15 protein-coding genes are annotated in these 14,841 nt (G+C 64.5%); 8 read left to right on the top strand and 7 right to left on the bottom strand.

Annotated elements, in window-relative coordinates:
• Positions 1 to 71: 71 nt before the first annotated feature.
• Complete coding sequence (locus tag MON38_RS01115) at positions 72 to 2,714, top strand: MGH1-like glycoside hydrolase domain-containing protein (RefSeq protein ID WP_241934290.1); 2,643 nt, start codon at positions 72 to 74, stop codon at positions 2,712 to 2,714.
• Positions 2,715 to 2,871: 157 nt separating this feature from the next.
• Positions 2,872 to 3,642: an alpha/beta hydrolase gene (locus tag MON38_RS01110; protein WP_241934289.1), complete on the top strand. Its 771-nt coding sequence runs from the start codon at positions 2,872 to 2,874 to the stop codon at positions 3,640 to 3,642.
• A 28-nt stretch (positions 3,643 to 3,670) separates the two neighbouring features.
• Here MON38_RS01110 and MON38_RS01105 read toward each other — a convergent pair whose 3' ends face one another.
• From MON38_RS01105 to MON38_RS01095, 3 genes are all read right to left on the bottom strand, one after another.
• Positions 3,671 to 4,513 carry an ion transporter gene (locus tag MON38_RS01105; RefSeq protein WP_241934288.1) on the bottom strand — a complete coding sequence of 281 codons (843 nt, stop codon included), beginning with the start codon at positions 4,511 to 4,513 and terminating at the stop codon, positions 3,671 to 3,673.
• Between the two features lie 104 nt (positions 4,514 to 4,617).
• Complete coding sequence (locus MON38_RS01100) at positions 4,618 to 5,301, bottom strand: TlpA family protein disulfide reductase (protein ID WP_241934287.1); 684 nt, start codon at positions 5,299 to 5,301, stop codon at positions 4,618 to 4,620.
• 100 nt (positions 5,302 to 5,401) lie between these two features.
• Positions 5,402 to 6,112 (bottom strand): TPM domain-containing protein, encoded by a 711-nt coding sequence (locus MON38_RS01095; RefSeq protein WP_241934286.1) that lies wholly within the window; start codon positions 6,110 to 6,112, stop codon positions 5,402 to 5,404.
• A 180-nt stretch (positions 6,113 to 6,292) separates the two neighbouring features.
• Between MON38_RS01095 and MON38_RS01090 the strand changes: the two genes are divergently transcribed.
• Positions 6,293 to 6,730, top strand: a complete 438-nt coding sequence (locus MON38_RS01090) for a hypothetical protein (RefSeq protein ID WP_241934285.1) — start codon at positions 6,293 to 6,295, stop codon at positions 6,728 to 6,730.
• Here MON38_RS01090 and MON38_RS01085 read toward each other — a convergent pair.
• The gene (locus MON38_RS01085; protein ID WP_241934284.1) at positions 6,727 to 8,034 is read right to left on the bottom strand and encodes a zinc dependent phospholipase C family protein; all 1,308 of its coding nucleotides are present in this window, start codon (positions 8,032 to 8,034) and stop codon (positions 6,727 to 6,729) included. The two genes, MON38_RS01090 and MON38_RS01085, sit on opposite strands and share 4 nt — an antisense overlap.
• A gap of 179 nt (positions 8,035 to 8,213) precedes the next feature.
• Between MON38_RS01085 and MON38_RS01080 the strand changes: the two genes are divergently transcribed.
• Positions 8,214 to 8,981, top strand: coding sequence for a hypothetical protein (locus MON38_RS01080; RefSeq protein ID WP_241934283.1), 768 nt, complete (start codon positions 8,214 to 8,216; stop codon positions 8,979 to 8,981).
• A gap of 63 nt (positions 8,982 to 9,044) precedes the next feature.
• Positions 9,045 to 10,238, top strand: coding sequence for an acetyltransferase domain-containing protein (locus MON38_RS01075; protein WP_241934282.1), 1,194 nt, complete (start codon positions 9,045 to 9,047; stop codon positions 10,236 to 10,238).
• Positions 10,239 to 10,329: 91 nt separating this feature from the next.
• On the opposite strand, the gene MON38_RS01070 is transcribed toward MON38_RS01075, so the two are convergent.
• Positions 10,330 to 10,680, bottom strand: a complete 351-nt coding sequence (locus MON38_RS01070) for a hypothetical protein (protein ID WP_241934281.1) — start codon at positions 10,678 to 10,680, stop codon at positions 10,330 to 10,332.
• Between the two features lie 208 nt (positions 10,681 to 10,888).
• Between MON38_RS01070 and MON38_RS01065 the strand changes: the two genes are divergently transcribed.
• Positions 10,889 to 11,719, top strand: coding sequence for a phosphatase PAP2 family protein (locus tag MON38_RS01065; RefSeq protein WP_241934280.1), 831 nt, complete (start codon positions 10,889 to 10,891; stop codon positions 11,717 to 11,719).
• A 62-nt stretch (positions 11,720 to 11,781) separates the two neighbouring features.
• On the opposite strand, the gene pncA is transcribed toward MON38_RS01065, so the two are convergent.
• The gene (gene pncA / locus MON38_RS01060) at positions 11,782 to 12,387 is read right to left on the bottom strand and encodes a bifunctional nicotinamidase/pyrazinamidase (RefSeq protein WP_241934279.1); all 606 of its coding nucleotides are present in this window, start codon (positions 12,385 to 12,387) and stop codon (positions 11,782 to 11,784) included.
• Positions 12,388 to 12,504: 117 nt separating this feature from the next.
• On the opposite strand from pncA, the gene MON38_RS01055 reads away from it, so the two are divergent.
• Positions 12,505 to 13,374: an SDR family oxidoreductase gene (locus tag MON38_RS01055; protein ID WP_241934278.1), complete on the top strand. Its 870-nt coding sequence runs from the start codon at positions 12,505 to 12,507 to the stop codon at positions 13,372 to 13,374.
• Here the strand turns inward: MON38_RS01055 and MON38_RS01050 are convergent.
• Complete coding sequence (locus tag MON38_RS01050; RefSeq protein WP_241934277.1) at positions 13,371 to 13,934, bottom strand: GNAT family N-acetyltransferase; 564 nt, start codon at positions 13,932 to 13,934, stop codon at positions 13,371 to 13,373. The two genes, MON38_RS01055 and MON38_RS01050, sit on opposite strands and share 4 nt — an antisense overlap.
• Before the next feature lie 142 nt (positions 13,935 to 14,076).
• On the opposite strand from MON38_RS01050, the gene MON38_RS01045 reads away from it, so the two are divergent.
• Positions 14,077 to 14,817, top strand: a complete 741-nt coding sequence (locus MON38_RS01045) for an SDR family oxidoreductase (protein WP_241934276.1) — start codon at positions 14,077 to 14,079, stop codon at positions 14,815 to 14,817.
• Positions 14,818 to 14,841 lie beyond the last annotated feature (24 nt).

Below are 14,841 nucleotides of genomic sequence, written 5' to 3'. Positions count from 1 at the left end.
ACGACCAACCGCGTAAGCCGGAGCTTAGGGAAACGCCGTCCCGCGCCGTGCCCCGACAGTAGCTGACCATTATGCAAGAACAAATCCGCCTCACCGAAGCCCGCACCAATACCACCCACTGGAAGCAGTTCGGCCCCTACCTCACCGAACGCCAGTGGGGCACCGTGCGCGAAGACTACTCGGCCCACGGCGACGCCTGGAACTACATCAGCCACGACATGGCCCGCGCCTACGCCTACCGCTGGGGCGAAGAAGGCTTAGGAGGAATCTCCGATGATAAGCAGTTGCTGTGCTTCGCCGTCGGCCTCTGGAACGGCCGCGACAACCAGCTCAAGGAGCGCCTCTTCGGCCTCACCAACCCCGAAGGCAACCACGGCGAAGACGTGAAGGAGCAGTACTATTACCTCGACAGCACCCCCACGCACTCCTACATGCGGATGCTGTACAAGTACCCGCAGGCCGCTTTCCCCTACGACGAGCTGCGCGCCCAAAACGCCCAACGTACCCGCCTGGAGCCCGAATTTGAGCTGTTCGACACCGGCGTTTTCGCCGAAAGCCGCTACTTTGACGTCTTCATCGAATACGCCAAAGCCGGCCCGCAGGACCTGCTCATCCAGCTCACCATCCACAACCGCGGCCCCGAAGCCGCGCCGCTCACGGTGCTGCCGCAGCTCTGGTTTCGCAACACCTGGACGCTGGGCTACGACGACCACCGCCCCGAAATCCAGCGCACGCAACCCGATGCGATGGCCGCCGAGCACCGCGACCTGGGCCGCTACCAGCTCTACTGCGACCAGCCCGCCGGGCTGCTGTTCTGCGAAAACGAAACCAGCCCCACGCTCTTCGGCAAAAAGCGCAAGAAGAAAAACAAGGCCGGCCGTTACTTCAAGGATGGCATCAACGAGTACATCGTGGAAGGCCAGACCACGGCCGTGAACCCCGCCCAGCGCGGCACCAAAGCCGCCGCCCGCTACCAATTCACCATTGAGCCCGGCCAGCCCCAGACCGTGCGCCTGCGCCTCAGCCAGCCCGAACACGCCGCGCCGTTTGCCGATTTCGACCAGCTTTTCCAGGCCCGCCGCCAGGATGCCGACGAGTTCTACGACTGCATTCAGGAGGGCCTCGCCAGCCCCGATGCCCGCAACGTGCAGCGCCAGGCCTTCGCCGGCATGCTCTGGAGCAAGCAGTTCTATTACTACGACGTGAGCCAGTGGCTCGACGGCGACCCCGGCCGCCCCGCGCCGCCGGCCAAGCGCCTCACCGGCCGCAACCACGCCTGGCGGCACCTGCACAACGCCGACATCGTCTCGATGCCTGACAAGTGGGAATACCCCTGGTACGCAGCCTGGGATTTGGCCTTCCACTGCCTGCCTTTGGCGATGGTCGACAGCACGTTTGCCAAGCAGCAGCTGCGCCTGCTGTGCCAGGACGGCTACCTGCACCCCAACGGCCAGATGCCCGCCTACGAGTGGCATTTCAGCGACGTGAATGCGCCCGTGCACGCCTGGGCCACCTGGCGCGTGTACCAGATGGACCGCAAGCTGCACGACGGCCGCGGCGACACCGAATTCCTCGAAGCCGTGTTCCAGAAACTGGTGATGACCTTCACCTGGTGGGTGAACCGCAAGGACCGCGACGAGCGCAACATCTTCGAGGGCGGCTTCCTGGGCATGGACAACATCGGCGTGTTCGACCGTAGCTCGCCGCTGCCCACCGGCGGCAAAATAGAGCAGTCCGACGGCACCTCCTGGATGGCCATGTTCGCCCTCAACCTCATGCGTATGGCGCTGGAGCTGGCCCAAACCACGCCCGTGTACCAGGAAATGGCTAGCAAGTTCTTCGAGCACTTCCTCTACATTGCCGAGGCCATGACGCGCGGGGGAGGTGGCAAATTCAACCTCTGGGACGAGCAGGACCAGTTCTACTATGACGTCCTCCACGCCCCCGACGACTCGCGCACCCGCCTGCGCATCCGCAGCATGGTGGGCCTGATTCCACTGTTTGCCGTCGAAGTCATCGACGATGAGCTGCTGGACACCGTGCCCGAGTTCTACGCCCGCGCCGTGGCCCTCATCCAGCGCCGCCCGCTGCTGGCCGAGCTGGTGAGCCGCTGGCAGGAGCCCGGCCACAGCACCCGCCACCTCATGAGCCTGATGCGCCGCAGCCGCCTGCGCAGCGTCCTCACCCGCATGCTCGACGAAACCGAATTCCTCTCCGATTACGGCATCCGCTCGCTCTCGCGCTACCACCTCGACAATCCCTACTGGTACCACATGGGCGAGAAGGACAGCTTCTCGGTGAGCTACGTGGCCGGTGAGGCCGAGTCCGACATGTTCGGCGGTAACTCCAACTGGCGCGGCCCGGTGTGGTTCCCGGTCAATTACCTGATAATCGAGTCACTCCAGCGCTTCCACAGCTACTACGGCGACTCGTTTACCATCGAGTACCCCACCGGCTCGGGCCAGCAGCACACGCTGGCGCAGGTGGCCGATGCCCTCTCGGCCCGCCTCGCCCGCCTGTTTCTCAAGGATGAGAACGGCCGCCGCCCCGCCCACGGCACCACCGAAATTCACCAGACCGACGAGCATTTTCGCGACAACCTGCTCTTCCACGAATACTTTCACGGCGACGACGGCCACGGCCTCGGCGCCAGCCACCAAACCGGCTGGACCGGCTTGGTGGTGCGCCTGCTGCAAAAAGCGGGAGCGAAGTAGGAGGGAGGAAGAGGCTGTCATGCCGAGCGCAGCCGAAGCATCTCGCGTGCTATAGTAATTCAATCGTTGAACGAAGAAATTACTATAGCACGCGAGATGCCTCGGCTGCGCTCGGCATGACGTTCTGCGGCCTCGTTATGTAGCAGATATTTGCGCCGTGAAGTCCTCCATCCTCCTCGGCCTGGCGCTGCTGCTAGCGAGCTGTGCCAACAGCTCCCGCCGTGCCGCGCCCACTGCTCAAAACGCGCCCGTCGCACCGACTGAAATGGTGACGGAGCAATGGGCATTGTTCGATTCGGCGCGGCAGCGGGCCGTTCCCGTGTTGCTGTACCGGCCGGCGCGCAGCCACTCGAAGCTGCAGCTGAAACCCGCTATTCTCAGCCACGGCTACGGTGGACACAATACCGACTACACCTTCATCGCCCAAACCTTGGTGGCGCACGGCTATTTCGTGGCCAGCATCCAGCACGAGTTACCGACGGATGCGCCCATGCCCACCGTGGGCAACGTGCGCGAAGTGCGCCGGCCTTTCTGGGAGCGCGGCGGGCAAAATATCCTGTTCGTGCGGCAGGCGCTACAGCGGAAGTACCCCGGTGTTGATTTCAACGACTTGCTGCTGGTGGGCCACTCCAACGGTGGCGACACGGCCATGCTGTTCGCCGCGGAGCACCCGGCGCTGGTGGCGCGGATGATTTCGCTCGACAGCCGCCGCATGCCTTTTCCGCGCGCCCCGCGGCCGCGGATTCTGTCACTGCGCTCCGCCGACCAGGTGGCCGACCCCGGTGTGCTGCCCACCCCCGCCGAACAGGCGCAGTTCGGCATCACCATCGTGCAGCTCACCACTACCATCCACAACGATATGTGGGACGGCGCGACCGCCAGCCAGAAGCAGGAAATGAGTGCCGCCATTGCCCGTTTTCTGGGATAGTAGCCTGGGGACCAACCCACTAACGAACCTACAGCTTCTCGCCGCAGCGCCAGCAAAACTCGGCTTCGGGCCGGTGGCCGTCGGCCTGGCACACGTGGCAGACCACTTGCTTGTAGGCCGGTGCGGGCGGGGCGGCGGGCGCAGCCGGCATGGCCATCTGGGCCGATACAATGCCCGTGGGCACGGCAATGATGGCGTAGCCCATTATCATCAGGACCGAGGCCAGTGTTTGGCCCAAAAAAGTAACGGGCGAAATGTCGCCGTAGCCCACCGTGGTCAGCGTCACAATGGCCCAGTAAATGCTCTTCGGAATGCTGGTAAAGCCGTTCTGGCCGCCCTCGACCACGTACATCAACGTGCCCACCACCACGGCCAGCGACACCACCGCGGCCAGAAACACCAGGATTTTGAAGCGGCTGGCCTTGAGCGCGTTCACAATGAACTCGCCCTCGCCCACGAAGCGGCCCAGCTTGAAAATGCGAAACACCCGCAGCAGCCGCAGCGTCCGAATCACCATCAGGTAGCGGCTGCCGGCCAGCAGCAGCGTGGCCAGCGTGGGCACAATGGCCAGGAAGTCGATGATGCCCAGCAGGCTGAGCGCGTAGGCCAGCGGGCGGCGCACCACCAGCAGCCGCATCAGGTACTCGATGATGAACAGGCCGGTGAAAAACCACTCCACGGCCCGCAGAAAATGGCCGTACTCGGCCGCGATGCTGCGCACGCTTTCCAGCATCACGGCCAGCACACTCAGCACAATAGCGGCCAGCAGCCCAATGTCGAAGGCGCGCCCGGCGGGCGTATCCGATTCGAAAATGATGCTGTAAGCTTTTTGCTGCCAGCGGGCAGCGTCGTCGCGGGGGCGGATATCCATGAGCAAAAGTGGGCCAGGCAGGGGCCGCGATAGTGCTTACGTAGCCACGGCGTGGCGGGCGCCTGCGCGGGCCAACAATTGGGTGGTGGCGCTAACTGCCTGGCTTAGGGAAGTAGGGCCCGCCCGATGGCCTCGTTTAGCCGCGCGGTGTTGTCGGTGTATTCCTGGTCGTAGGTGAAGCGGCCCTGGCGGTCGATGACGGCCGTGGTGGGGTAGCCCAGCACGCCAAATTGCTGGGCCACGTCGCTCATCTCGGGCAGCACCGCGAAGCCAAAATCGCCGCGCGTGGCCAGAAACTTGCGCAGCGCCTCGGGCTTGTCGCGCGCCAGCGACACGAACACTACGTCGGGGTTGTCGTGGTAGGTGGCCGTGAGCTTCTTGAAGTTCGGCATTTCCTCGATGCAGTACGGGCAGCGGATAAACCAGAAATTCACCACCACCACTTTGCCCCGCAGCGCCGCCAGCGTCAGCGCCTGGCCCGTGCGCACATCCACGCCGCTGAAGGCGGGCGCGGCCGTGCCGAACGTGCGCGCCGGGGCCAGGGCCTGGGTGCGGACGGCATCGGGCGTGTCGGCTTTGCGCAGCGAAATCGAGGTGAAGGCGCGGCCCTGGGATTGGTAGTCGTACACGGCAAACTGGCCGGTGCGCAGCTTGGCCTTGAACTCGTCTTTGGAGATAACGTGGCCGTCCACGTCCTTAAACACGGTGGCTTTGGTGACTTTGGCTCGTTGGGCGGCGGCGGGCAGCGCGGCCAGCAGCAGAGCCGCCCACAGGTAGGTTCGCATCATGCGAGGCAAGTTGGGAAGAAACCGGGAAACCAGCAGCGCGCCGGCCCGTCGCAAAACGCCGGCGAGAAACCGGAAGACATAGTCCCGCCAGGAAACAGCATCACCAGCTCCCGCTGCTGCCCCCGCCCCCAAAACTGCCGCCCCCGAAGCTGCTGGAGCTACTGCCTGATGAGGACGAACCGCTGCTCGACGAGCTGCTGAGCGTGGAGCGCGTGCGCGGCCCCGAGCTGCTGCCCGACAAGCCCACCTTGAAGAACATGACGTACATCACGCCCAGGCCCAGGGGCACCAGCGTGAGCAATATCAGCCACACCCACCACGGCTGCGCCGACCACGGGGCCGGGTGCGGCGTGAGGGGCGAAAACGCGCCCGCCGCCCGGTGAATAATCACGTCGATTCCGTGGTCGAGCCCTTCGTAGTAGCGTTTCAGCTTGAAATCGGGCTGAAACTGCTGCTGAATGATGAGGCCGGTTACGTAGTCCGGCACCCGCTCCTCCATCCCGTAGCCCGTCTGGATGGCCAATCGGCGGTCGTCGACGGCCACCAGAATCACGATGCCGTTGTTGCGGCCCTGCTGGCCCACGCCCCAGGCTTCGCCCAGCTGCTGGGCGTAGTCGGCCACTTCGTAGGGTGCCACCGTCTTCAGCAGCACCACCGCAATCTGGGTCGTGGTCGAGTCGTTGTAGGCCTGCAGCTTCTGCTCCAGGGCCAGGCGCTGCTCCACCGTAAGCACGCCGGCCAGGTCGTTCACGAAGCGCGCCGGGTTGGGGCGCAGGGGCAGCGCGGCGGGCGGCACAGTGGCGTGCGCCACGGCCGTCGCCAACAAAACTATCAGCCAAAAAAGACTGAGCCGCCCCCACAAAAGCCTTTGCATGCAACTGCCGGTTTGAAGTTAAACGCTTCACGGCATACGTACTCGCGGCCCAACTGTTGAGCCTGGCCAGCAAGGCGCGGGCACCAAATGCCGCGGCCCGGCCCGTACTTGTGCCGCATGAGCAAATACTTTTTCCTGCTGCCCGTCGCAATTATCGTGGGCCTGGGCGGCTTCGCGGCTTTCTGGTGCCTGATTGTGAAGCTGCTGTCGCTGGCCGGCTGGCAGCGGTTGGCGCAGTACCAAGTGCCCGCGCCGCTGCCGGGGCCGCGCACGTCGCTGGGCTGGGCGCAGCTGAACGGCGTGCGCTACCAGAGCGTCATCCGGGCCGGCACCCAGGCCGAGGGGCTGGCGCTGGAAGCCTTTTTCCTGTTTCAGGTGGGCCACCCGCCTCTGCTGATTCCGTGGGCGGCCATTGGCCCGGTGCTCACCGAAAAAGCCTTCTGGAGCACGTATTACAGCACCACCATTCGCACCGATGGCGGCAGCGTCAGCTTCCGGTTTGCCAACGACCGGCTGGCCCAGGAGCTGCAGGCGTTGCCACTGGCCGGCCGTTAGCCGCGGGTGCGCGGTGCCTTTGCGGGCTCCGGCAAGGCGCGCAGCGCAGCCAGGGCCTCCTCGGTTTCCTGGCGGTATTTGCGGGCCTCGCGGGCGTTGTCGTCGTCGCGGTCGGTTTCGCGGTTGGGCACCGGAATGCCGTTGGCAAAGTAGCTCAGCAGCGCCCGGCGCAGGGGAGGAGTAAGGTTTTTGAACTTGCGCCGGTGCAGCTGGCGCAGCAGCTCGCCGTAGGTGCGGTCGGCCAGCACGTAGGCGGTGGGCTGGGTGGGCGCGCCGGTGTCGAGGTTGGTGTCGGCCAGCTTCAGGGTGTGGGTGGTATCGGCCGGCTGCTCCTGCACCAGGGTGCAATACCGGGCCACCGAAGCCTGGTAGCTGCGGTGGAACTGGATAGCGCCCGGCACATCGGGCAGGGTGAAGGCATAAGGCTTGAGGGGGCCGATTTTGGGCAGCACCTTCAGCACGCCCGCCATCAGGCGCGCTCCGAAACCGGGCCGCTCGTAGTCGTGCCCAAACTCGCGGCGGTACTCGCGGCGGTTGTTGTGGTAGAGCGAGTCGCCGCGCCGGGCGCGCGGGCTCAGGTCCCGGATTTCGTCGTGCTTGTGGTGCCAGGCCGCCCGGGCTGCCGCCGGCAGCAGCTGGTTTACGGCGAAGCGGAACATGGCCACGCTGGCATCCACGCTGAAGAAAATCTGCTTCATCTCGATGCCGTAGGTTTCGCGAAAGGCACGCTCCATCACCGGCTTGCTCACCCGAAAGCCGATGGATTTGTGGTACTCCTGGCTGCGGTAGCGCCCGGCGGCCACCTGCACCACATCGAAGGAAAATTCCATTTCGGTGTGCCGCACCCGCGACTGCTCGTACGTCACCACCGGCCCGAATTTGGCTTTCAAATCGGGGTATACCGTCGGAATAATGATATTGGTGCCCTCGGGGTGGCCGGTGTTGTCGGCCGCGTAGTGGGCCAGCGCACCCAGGGCAAAGGCGTACTCGTTGCGGTTGCGGGCCTGGCGCAGCAGGTTGCGCACAAAGTCGCCGGCCCGCACGTAGTGCGTGAGGTTGGTGAAGAGCGTGGAGCCCAGCGGGTAGTAGCCCATGTCCTGCAAAATGGCCCCGCCGTAGGCGTAGCTCTTGGCTTTGTTCATTTCGTCAGGAGTGCCGCCGGGGTAGTGGTACTGCAGGAGCGGGGCAATGCAGCTATTCCAGGTGGTATCGACGATGGCCTGGTGGGTGAGCACGGAATAAGCGGCGGCCGGCGCCGCGGGCGCGGCCAGTAGCAGCAGAAATAACAGGAAGCGGAGGGGCATAAGGGACAGGGGCGAAGCAAGCGCTTGCCTGGCAACGGGAAAAACCCGGCGGCCGTTGCCACGGACTGTTGCCAGGCGTAAAGACGAGCTTGTCGACGGCACCGGACGATGCACAATATTCCACCCGTTTTCCGTTGGAAATCGGGCCGGTACCTGATGCTGCCGGCCCCTGTTCCGGTATGAAACCTCTTGTTGTAGCAGCGCTGCTGTTCGCCGGCCTGTGCGGCTGCTCCGGGCAGCCGGCCGCCCCCGACACGTCCGCTACCAGCCCCGAAATGCCGGCCGCACCGACTGCTTTTTCGGCCCCGGCATACCGGGCCCGCCTGCACCGATTCGACCGCCGCCGCCAGCAGCTGGCCGCCCGCTACCGCCGGGCCCGCACCGCCGCCCGGCGCGCCGCCTGCCTGGGCGCGGCCCGCCAGCTGCTCCTCGCCGAGCTTGACAGCGCCATTTTTCCGGCCTGGGCGGGCACGCCGTGGTCATTCTACGGCAACAGCTGGGAGCCCCGGCGGGGCAGCATCGCCTGCGGCTACTTCGTCACGACCGCGCTCCACGATGCCGGGCTGCGCCTGCAGCGCACCGTGCTGGCCAAACAAGCCTCCGAGGTCCTCATCAAAAACCTGACTTCGGAAGCCTACATCACCCGCTACCGGGGCCTGAGCCCGGCCGATTTTGTGCGCCAGGCGCAGGCGCTGGGGCCGGGCCTGTACGTGCTGGGTCTCGATTTCCACGCCGCGTTTTTGCGGGTGCGGGCAGACGGGGCCGTCCAGATGGTGCATTCTACCATCCTGAGCCCGGGCACGGTGGTGCGCGAGGCCGCCGAAACCAGCACCGCCCTGCCGTCGAAGTACCGGGTGCTGGGCAAGGTGTCGGCCGACCCCGTGTTTCTGCGCCACTGGCTGCTGGGCGACGCGCTGGCCGTGCACGGCACCACGGTAAAAGACTAGGAAAGTGCTGGTTGGGTTTTCCGGGAAAGCGCCTACCTTGCCTGCCCTTCAACCCGTTTGCCTATGTCGCCCGCTGCTACTCTTTCCACCCCGCCCACCGGCCGCGCTGCCGTAGCCCGCGTGCAGGCCATCGACGTGGTGCGCGGCCTGGTCATGGTCATCATGGCCCTCGACCACATCCGCGAGTTCTGGAGCCCCACGCGGGTGCGGCCCGAAGACGTGGCAAATGCCTCGGCCCTGCTGTTTTTCACGCGCTGGATTACCCACTTCTGTGCGCCCACCTTCGTTTTTCTGTCGGGGTGCAGCATCTTCCTGTTGCAGCAAAAGCTGGGCAGCCGCCCGCAGTTGAGCCGGTTTCTGCTTTCGCGGGGGTTGTGGCTGGTGGTGCTCGAAGTGGTCGTTATCAATTTTATTCTGCAATGGGGCGCGTTCAACCTCATTCTGCTGCAGGTTATCTGGGCCATTGGCTGGGGCATGGTGGTGCTGGCGGGGCTGGTGTGGCTGCCGCGCGGGGTGCTGGCGGCGCTGGCCTTCCTCATCATTGCCGGGCACAACCTGCTGCCCAACATTCAGCCCGTAACGAGCGATAACGCCATCTGGGCGCTGCTGCACAACGGGCCGTTTCTGCTGCCGCTGCCGGGGCTGCCGCCGCTGCTGGTGCCGTATTCCTTCGTGCCGTGGCTGGGCCTGATGCTGGCCGGCTACGTGCTGGGGCCGTGGTTTCGGCTGCCGCTGCCCGAGCGCAACCGGCGCCTGCGCCTGGCAGGCACGGCCCTGCTCGTGCTGTTCGTGGCGCTGCGGGCCACCAATTGGTACGGCGACCCCCAGCCCTGGAGCGTGCAGCCACGCGGGCCACTGTACACCCTGCTGTCATTCCTCAACATTACCAAATATCCGCCCTCGCTACTGTTCGTCTGCCTCACGCAGGGCGTGGCGCTGTGGCTGCTGAGCGTGGCCGAAACCGCCACCGGCCCCCTCAGCCGCTGGCTGCGCACCTTCGGGAAAGTGCCGTTTTTCTATTACCTGCTGCACCTGCTGCTCATCAGCGGCGCGGCCTGGGTGTGGACGTACCTGGCCTTCGGCAAGCCGTTCAACTTCTCGTTTGCCGACCCCAAAGACTGGCCCGTCGGCTACGAACCCAGCCTGACGCGGGCCTATGTGGTATGGGCTGCGGTGATATTTATTCTCTATTGGCCCTGCCGCTGGTACCAGGGCTACAAGCAGCAGCACAGCTACTGGTGGCTGTCGTACTTGTAGCAACCAACGTAGTTCGCGAGCTGGTTTACAAACGAAAACCCCCACAAGCAGGCGCTTGTGGGGGTTTTCGTTTGCTGCTTGCGGCAGAACGCTAATACGAGACGCGGGTTTTGGTTTTCCGGGTTTTGCGGGTGCTCATGTCGGTCGAGCGCTTGCTGTCGCTTACCGCTTGGCCGGTTTTGCTGGTTGGGTCCACTGGGTTGTCGGTGGTGCCGGCGGTGTGGTTGCCCGGGGTCGTCGGCCGGTCGGGGGCCATGTTGCGGGGCGAGCTGTTCCGGTTGGTACCACTCACGGCCTGCCCGGTTTTGCTGGTCGGGTCAACCGGGTTGCTGGTGGTGCCGGCGGTGTGGTTGCCAGCCGGCGTAGCGGGAGTGGTTTGCGCCTGCGCCGTGAGGGCGAGCAGACCGGAAAGAATGAGGGTGGACAACAACGTCTTGGTCATGGCATTAAATTGAAAAGCGGATACAGGGTGGATAAGTCGTGCCCTGTTTACGGCAGGGCTGCGCAAGGGTTCTTGAATGAGCAACAGGTTTCTGAAACTGTTAATCAGAGCGTTCAACCGCCGGGGTGCGCCTGCCCGGCGCTAAGCTCAACCTTCCTCCGCGGTGCACCGTTTCATCAGCTTTTTAAGCTTGACATTACGTTTCCCCATGAAATTCATTACCACCCTTTGTCTTGCAACGGCCTTGGGCACGGCCGCTGCCCCGGCCGCTCAGGCCCAGCAAGTGGCTTCGCCCTACCACACCCGCTTCGCCGTCGATGGCCCCATCATTCTGGGCCTGGGCGCGGTTAGTGCCTACGGCCTCTACCGCGTGCAGCAAAAGAGTGGCCTGAGTGATGCGGAACTGGCCAACCTGAAAAAAGAAGACGTGCCGAGCTTCGACCGCTTCTCGGCCGGGTGGTACAGCGACCGTGCCCAGACCGCCAGCGACCTGCTCTGCTACCCCACGCTGGCCATCGCGCCCGGCCTGCTGGCCCTGAACAAGGACGTGCGCAGCCATTATGGCCAGATTCTGGGCCTCTACGTCGAAACCATGCTGGCCTCGGATGCGCTGTTTACCACCTCGGTGGGCAACATCTACCGCTACCGGCCCTATCTGTATGGCTCCGAGGGCGGCGGCGGCCGCTCGGGCAAAATCGCCACCAACTCCTTCTTCGCCGGCCACACGGCCCACACGGCCACCGCCACTTTCTTTGCCGCCAAAGTGCTGCACGATTTCAACCCCGGCTACGCGGGCGAGGGCCTCGTGTGGGGCGCGGCGGCCGTGGTGCCGGCGGCCGTGGCCTACTTCCGCATCGAGGCCGGCAAGCATTTTTTGTCTGACAACATTGTGGGCTACGTGGTGGGCACCACCATGGGCATTGCGGTGCCGCAGCTGCACAAAGTAGCTGGCCGCCACGGTGTCAGCTTCGTGCCCATGCAGGGCCTGAACGCCAACGGCTACGCCTACTCGGGCCTGCTGCTGAGCAAGCGTTTGTAGCAGCCAGTGGGCTGAGCGGCAATGGGCACCCCGAAGTTCGGCGTTGGGGTGCCCGTTTTATTTTATACCGAAGCCGAGCCCAGCAGCCGGGCTCCTTTGGCTGCGAGGTCGGCCTGCGCGGCGGCCCAGCCTTCGGGCGAGATGGCGCGGGTAGCATCGGTGACGACGGCGGTGGCGAAGCCCGCGGCCAGCGCATCGAGGGCCGAGTAGTACACGCAGTAGTCGGCGGCCAGGCCGGCTACCACCACATCGGTCACGCCCCGGCCGCGCAGGTAGTCGGCCAGGCCGGTGCTTTTGCGGTGGCCGTTGTCGAAAAATGCGCTGTAGCTATCAATTTCCGGGTTCATGCCCTTGCGGAAGATGGCCTCGATGCGCTCGGTTTGCAGGGTGGGGGCCAGGGCTGCGCCGTAGCTGGCCTGGGTGCAGTGGTCGGGCCAGAGCACCTGGGGCAGGCCGTGCAGGTCGATTTGCTCGAACTGGCTGCGGCCGGCGTGGCTGCTGGCAAAGCTTTGGTGGCCGGCCGGGTGCCAGTCCTGGGTGGCCACCACGAGGTCGAACTGCGCTTGCAGGCGGTTTACGAGCGGGATAATCTCGTCGCCGGCCGGCACGGCCAGCTGGCCGCCGGGCAAAAAGTCGTTCTGAATATCGATGAGGAGCAACGCGCGCATGGGCAGCAGGGTAGTGGCCGGCGCGGGGCCGGCAGTTAGCGTATTTCTTCTGCTAAAACCAAGTATTCGCACCAGGGTTACGTTAGCGCAGGCAATATCCGTTAAAGTCGATTTCTCATGGCCAACCTTCAGCATCAAATTGCCCTCGTTACCGGGGCCACATCCGGCATTGGCCAGGTCACGGCCACCGAACTGGCCCGAATGGGCGCGCACGTCGTCATTCTGGCCCGCAATGCGGCAAAAGCTGCCGAAGTCCAACAGGAAATCAAAGCCGCTGCCGGCCACGAGAACGTGGACGTGCTGCTGGCCGACCTTGCCGACCTCGACCAGGTGCGCCGCGCCGCCGCCGAGTTCAACGCCAGGTATCCGCGCCTCGATGTGCTGGTCAACAACGCCGGCCTGATTCTGGGGGCCGAGCGGCAGGTTTCGCCGCAGGGCTACGAGCTGGGCCTGGCCACCAACCACCTCGGGCCTTTTCTGCTCACCAGCCTGCTCTTCAATAAGCTGAAAGCCAGCCCGGCCGCCCGCGTCGTGAACGTGGCCTCGACCGTGTACCGCATGGCGCGCCCCGACTTGGCCGACCCGCAATCGACGCGCAGCTACGATGCGCTGGCCGTGTACGCCAACACCAAGCTCTTCAACATCATGTTCACGCAGGAGCTGGCCCGCCGCCTGCGGGCGCACGGCCTCGCCAACATCACGACCAATGCGCTGCACCCCGGCGTGGTGGCCAGCAGCTTCGGCAGCGGGGCCAATGGCCTGATGAGCTTCTTCGTGCAGCTGGGCCGGCCGTTCATGATTTCGGCGGCGAAAGGTGCCGAAACCAGTATTTTCCTGGCTTCCGACCCGGCCGTGGCCAGCACCAGCGGCGGTTATTTCGACAAGAAAAAAACCACGCCGGTGAAAAACTCCTTCAACACACCCGAGCATGCCCGGCAATTGTGGGCGCTCAGCGAGCAGCTGACGGATACGAAATTGCTGGATTAGGCATGGGGCGCAGGCGCGGCGGCCTTGGGGTGTAGCGCCCGCCACTCATCTTCCAGAATGCCCATTTCCACCAGGGTCCAGTAGCCGTCGCCGTGGCGCACCACGTCGCGCATGCGGCCTTCTTCCTGGAAGCCGCACTTGAGGTAGCAGTTGATGGCCGCGTGATTGAAGTCGTAGACGCCCAGGCTGATACGGTGCAGCTGCAGGTCTTCGAAGCCGATGCGCAGCAGCGCCTTCACCATGCCCTGGCAGATGCCGCGGCGGCGCTCGGTGCTGTTGCCCACCAGCACGCGGGTGATGCGTCCGGCCCGGTCGCGCTGGCTGATGCCGCCCAGCGAAATGTGGCCCACCGTGACGCCGGTTTTCGAGTCGACGGCTTTGTAGATGAACACGTTGGGGTCGTTCACATCGTTTGAGCCTTCAATGTACCAGCTCAGACCGGCCTCGGTAAGTGGGAAGGAAAACATCGACCCGCTCCACTCTTTCATCAGGCGCTCGTCGTCGACCCATTCCATGAGCTGGGTGAAATCGTCGGAAGTGAAGGGTTCGAGTTTAATCATGGGAAAACAGAAATTGGCGCGGATGAAGCTGCAAGGTAAGGGCGCAGCGCAGGTAGCGCCGGGCTTATTTCGGGCCCGCCATAACCCGGCAGGCGGCTGCATTGTTGGCTAGGCCGTATCACCTCCATTTGCCGCTTCGCATATGAACCTTGCCACCAACACTATTCTTCTCACCGGCGGCGCTTCGGGCATCGGCCTGGCGCTGGCCGTGCGCTTCCTGCGGGCCGGCAGCACCGTCATCATTGTGGGCCGCCGCGACGATAAACTGACTTTCGCCCAGCAGAATTACCCCGGCCTGGTGGTGCGCCAGTGCGACATCGCCGACCCCGCCCAGCGCCAGGAACTCGTGCTCTGGGCCACCGCCACCTACCCGAATTTGAACGTGCTGGTGAACAACGCCGGCATCCAGAACCGCATCCAGCTGGCCCACGACCACGCCACCGACTGGGAAACCCGCCGTCAGGAGCTGGTTATCAACGTCGAAGCGCCCATTCACCTCAGCACGCTGCTGGTGCCGCACTTGCGCCAGCGGCCGGGCGCGGCCATCATCAACGTGACCTCGGGCCTATCGTTCGCGCCAGCCGCCTTCGTGCCCATCTACAGTGCCACCAAAGCGGCGCTGCATTCCTTCACGCTCTCGCTGCGCCATCAGTTGAAGCCGGAAGGCATTGCCGTGCTCGAAATCGTGCCCCCGGCCGTGAATACCGACCTCGGCGGCCCGGGCCTGCACACGTTCGGAGTGAATGTGGACGAGTTTGCTGACTCCGTAATGGGCCGGCTGGCTACCGGCGAGCAGGAGGTAGGTTACGGAACTTCCGAGGTTTCGCGCCTGGCCTCGCGGGCAGAGCTGGACGAGCAGTTTCGGGTGATGAACAATCGGTAATAATCGAATAGAAATAAAAAAGAA

Origin of the sequence: Hymenobacter cyanobacteriorum (assembly GCF_022631375.1) — a bacterium.
Lineage (GTDB): Bacteria > Bacteroidota > Bacteroidia > Cytophagales > Hymenobacteraceae > Hymenobacter > Hymenobacter cyanobacteriorum.
This window is presented reverse-complemented; position numbering and strand designations above follow the sequence as displayed.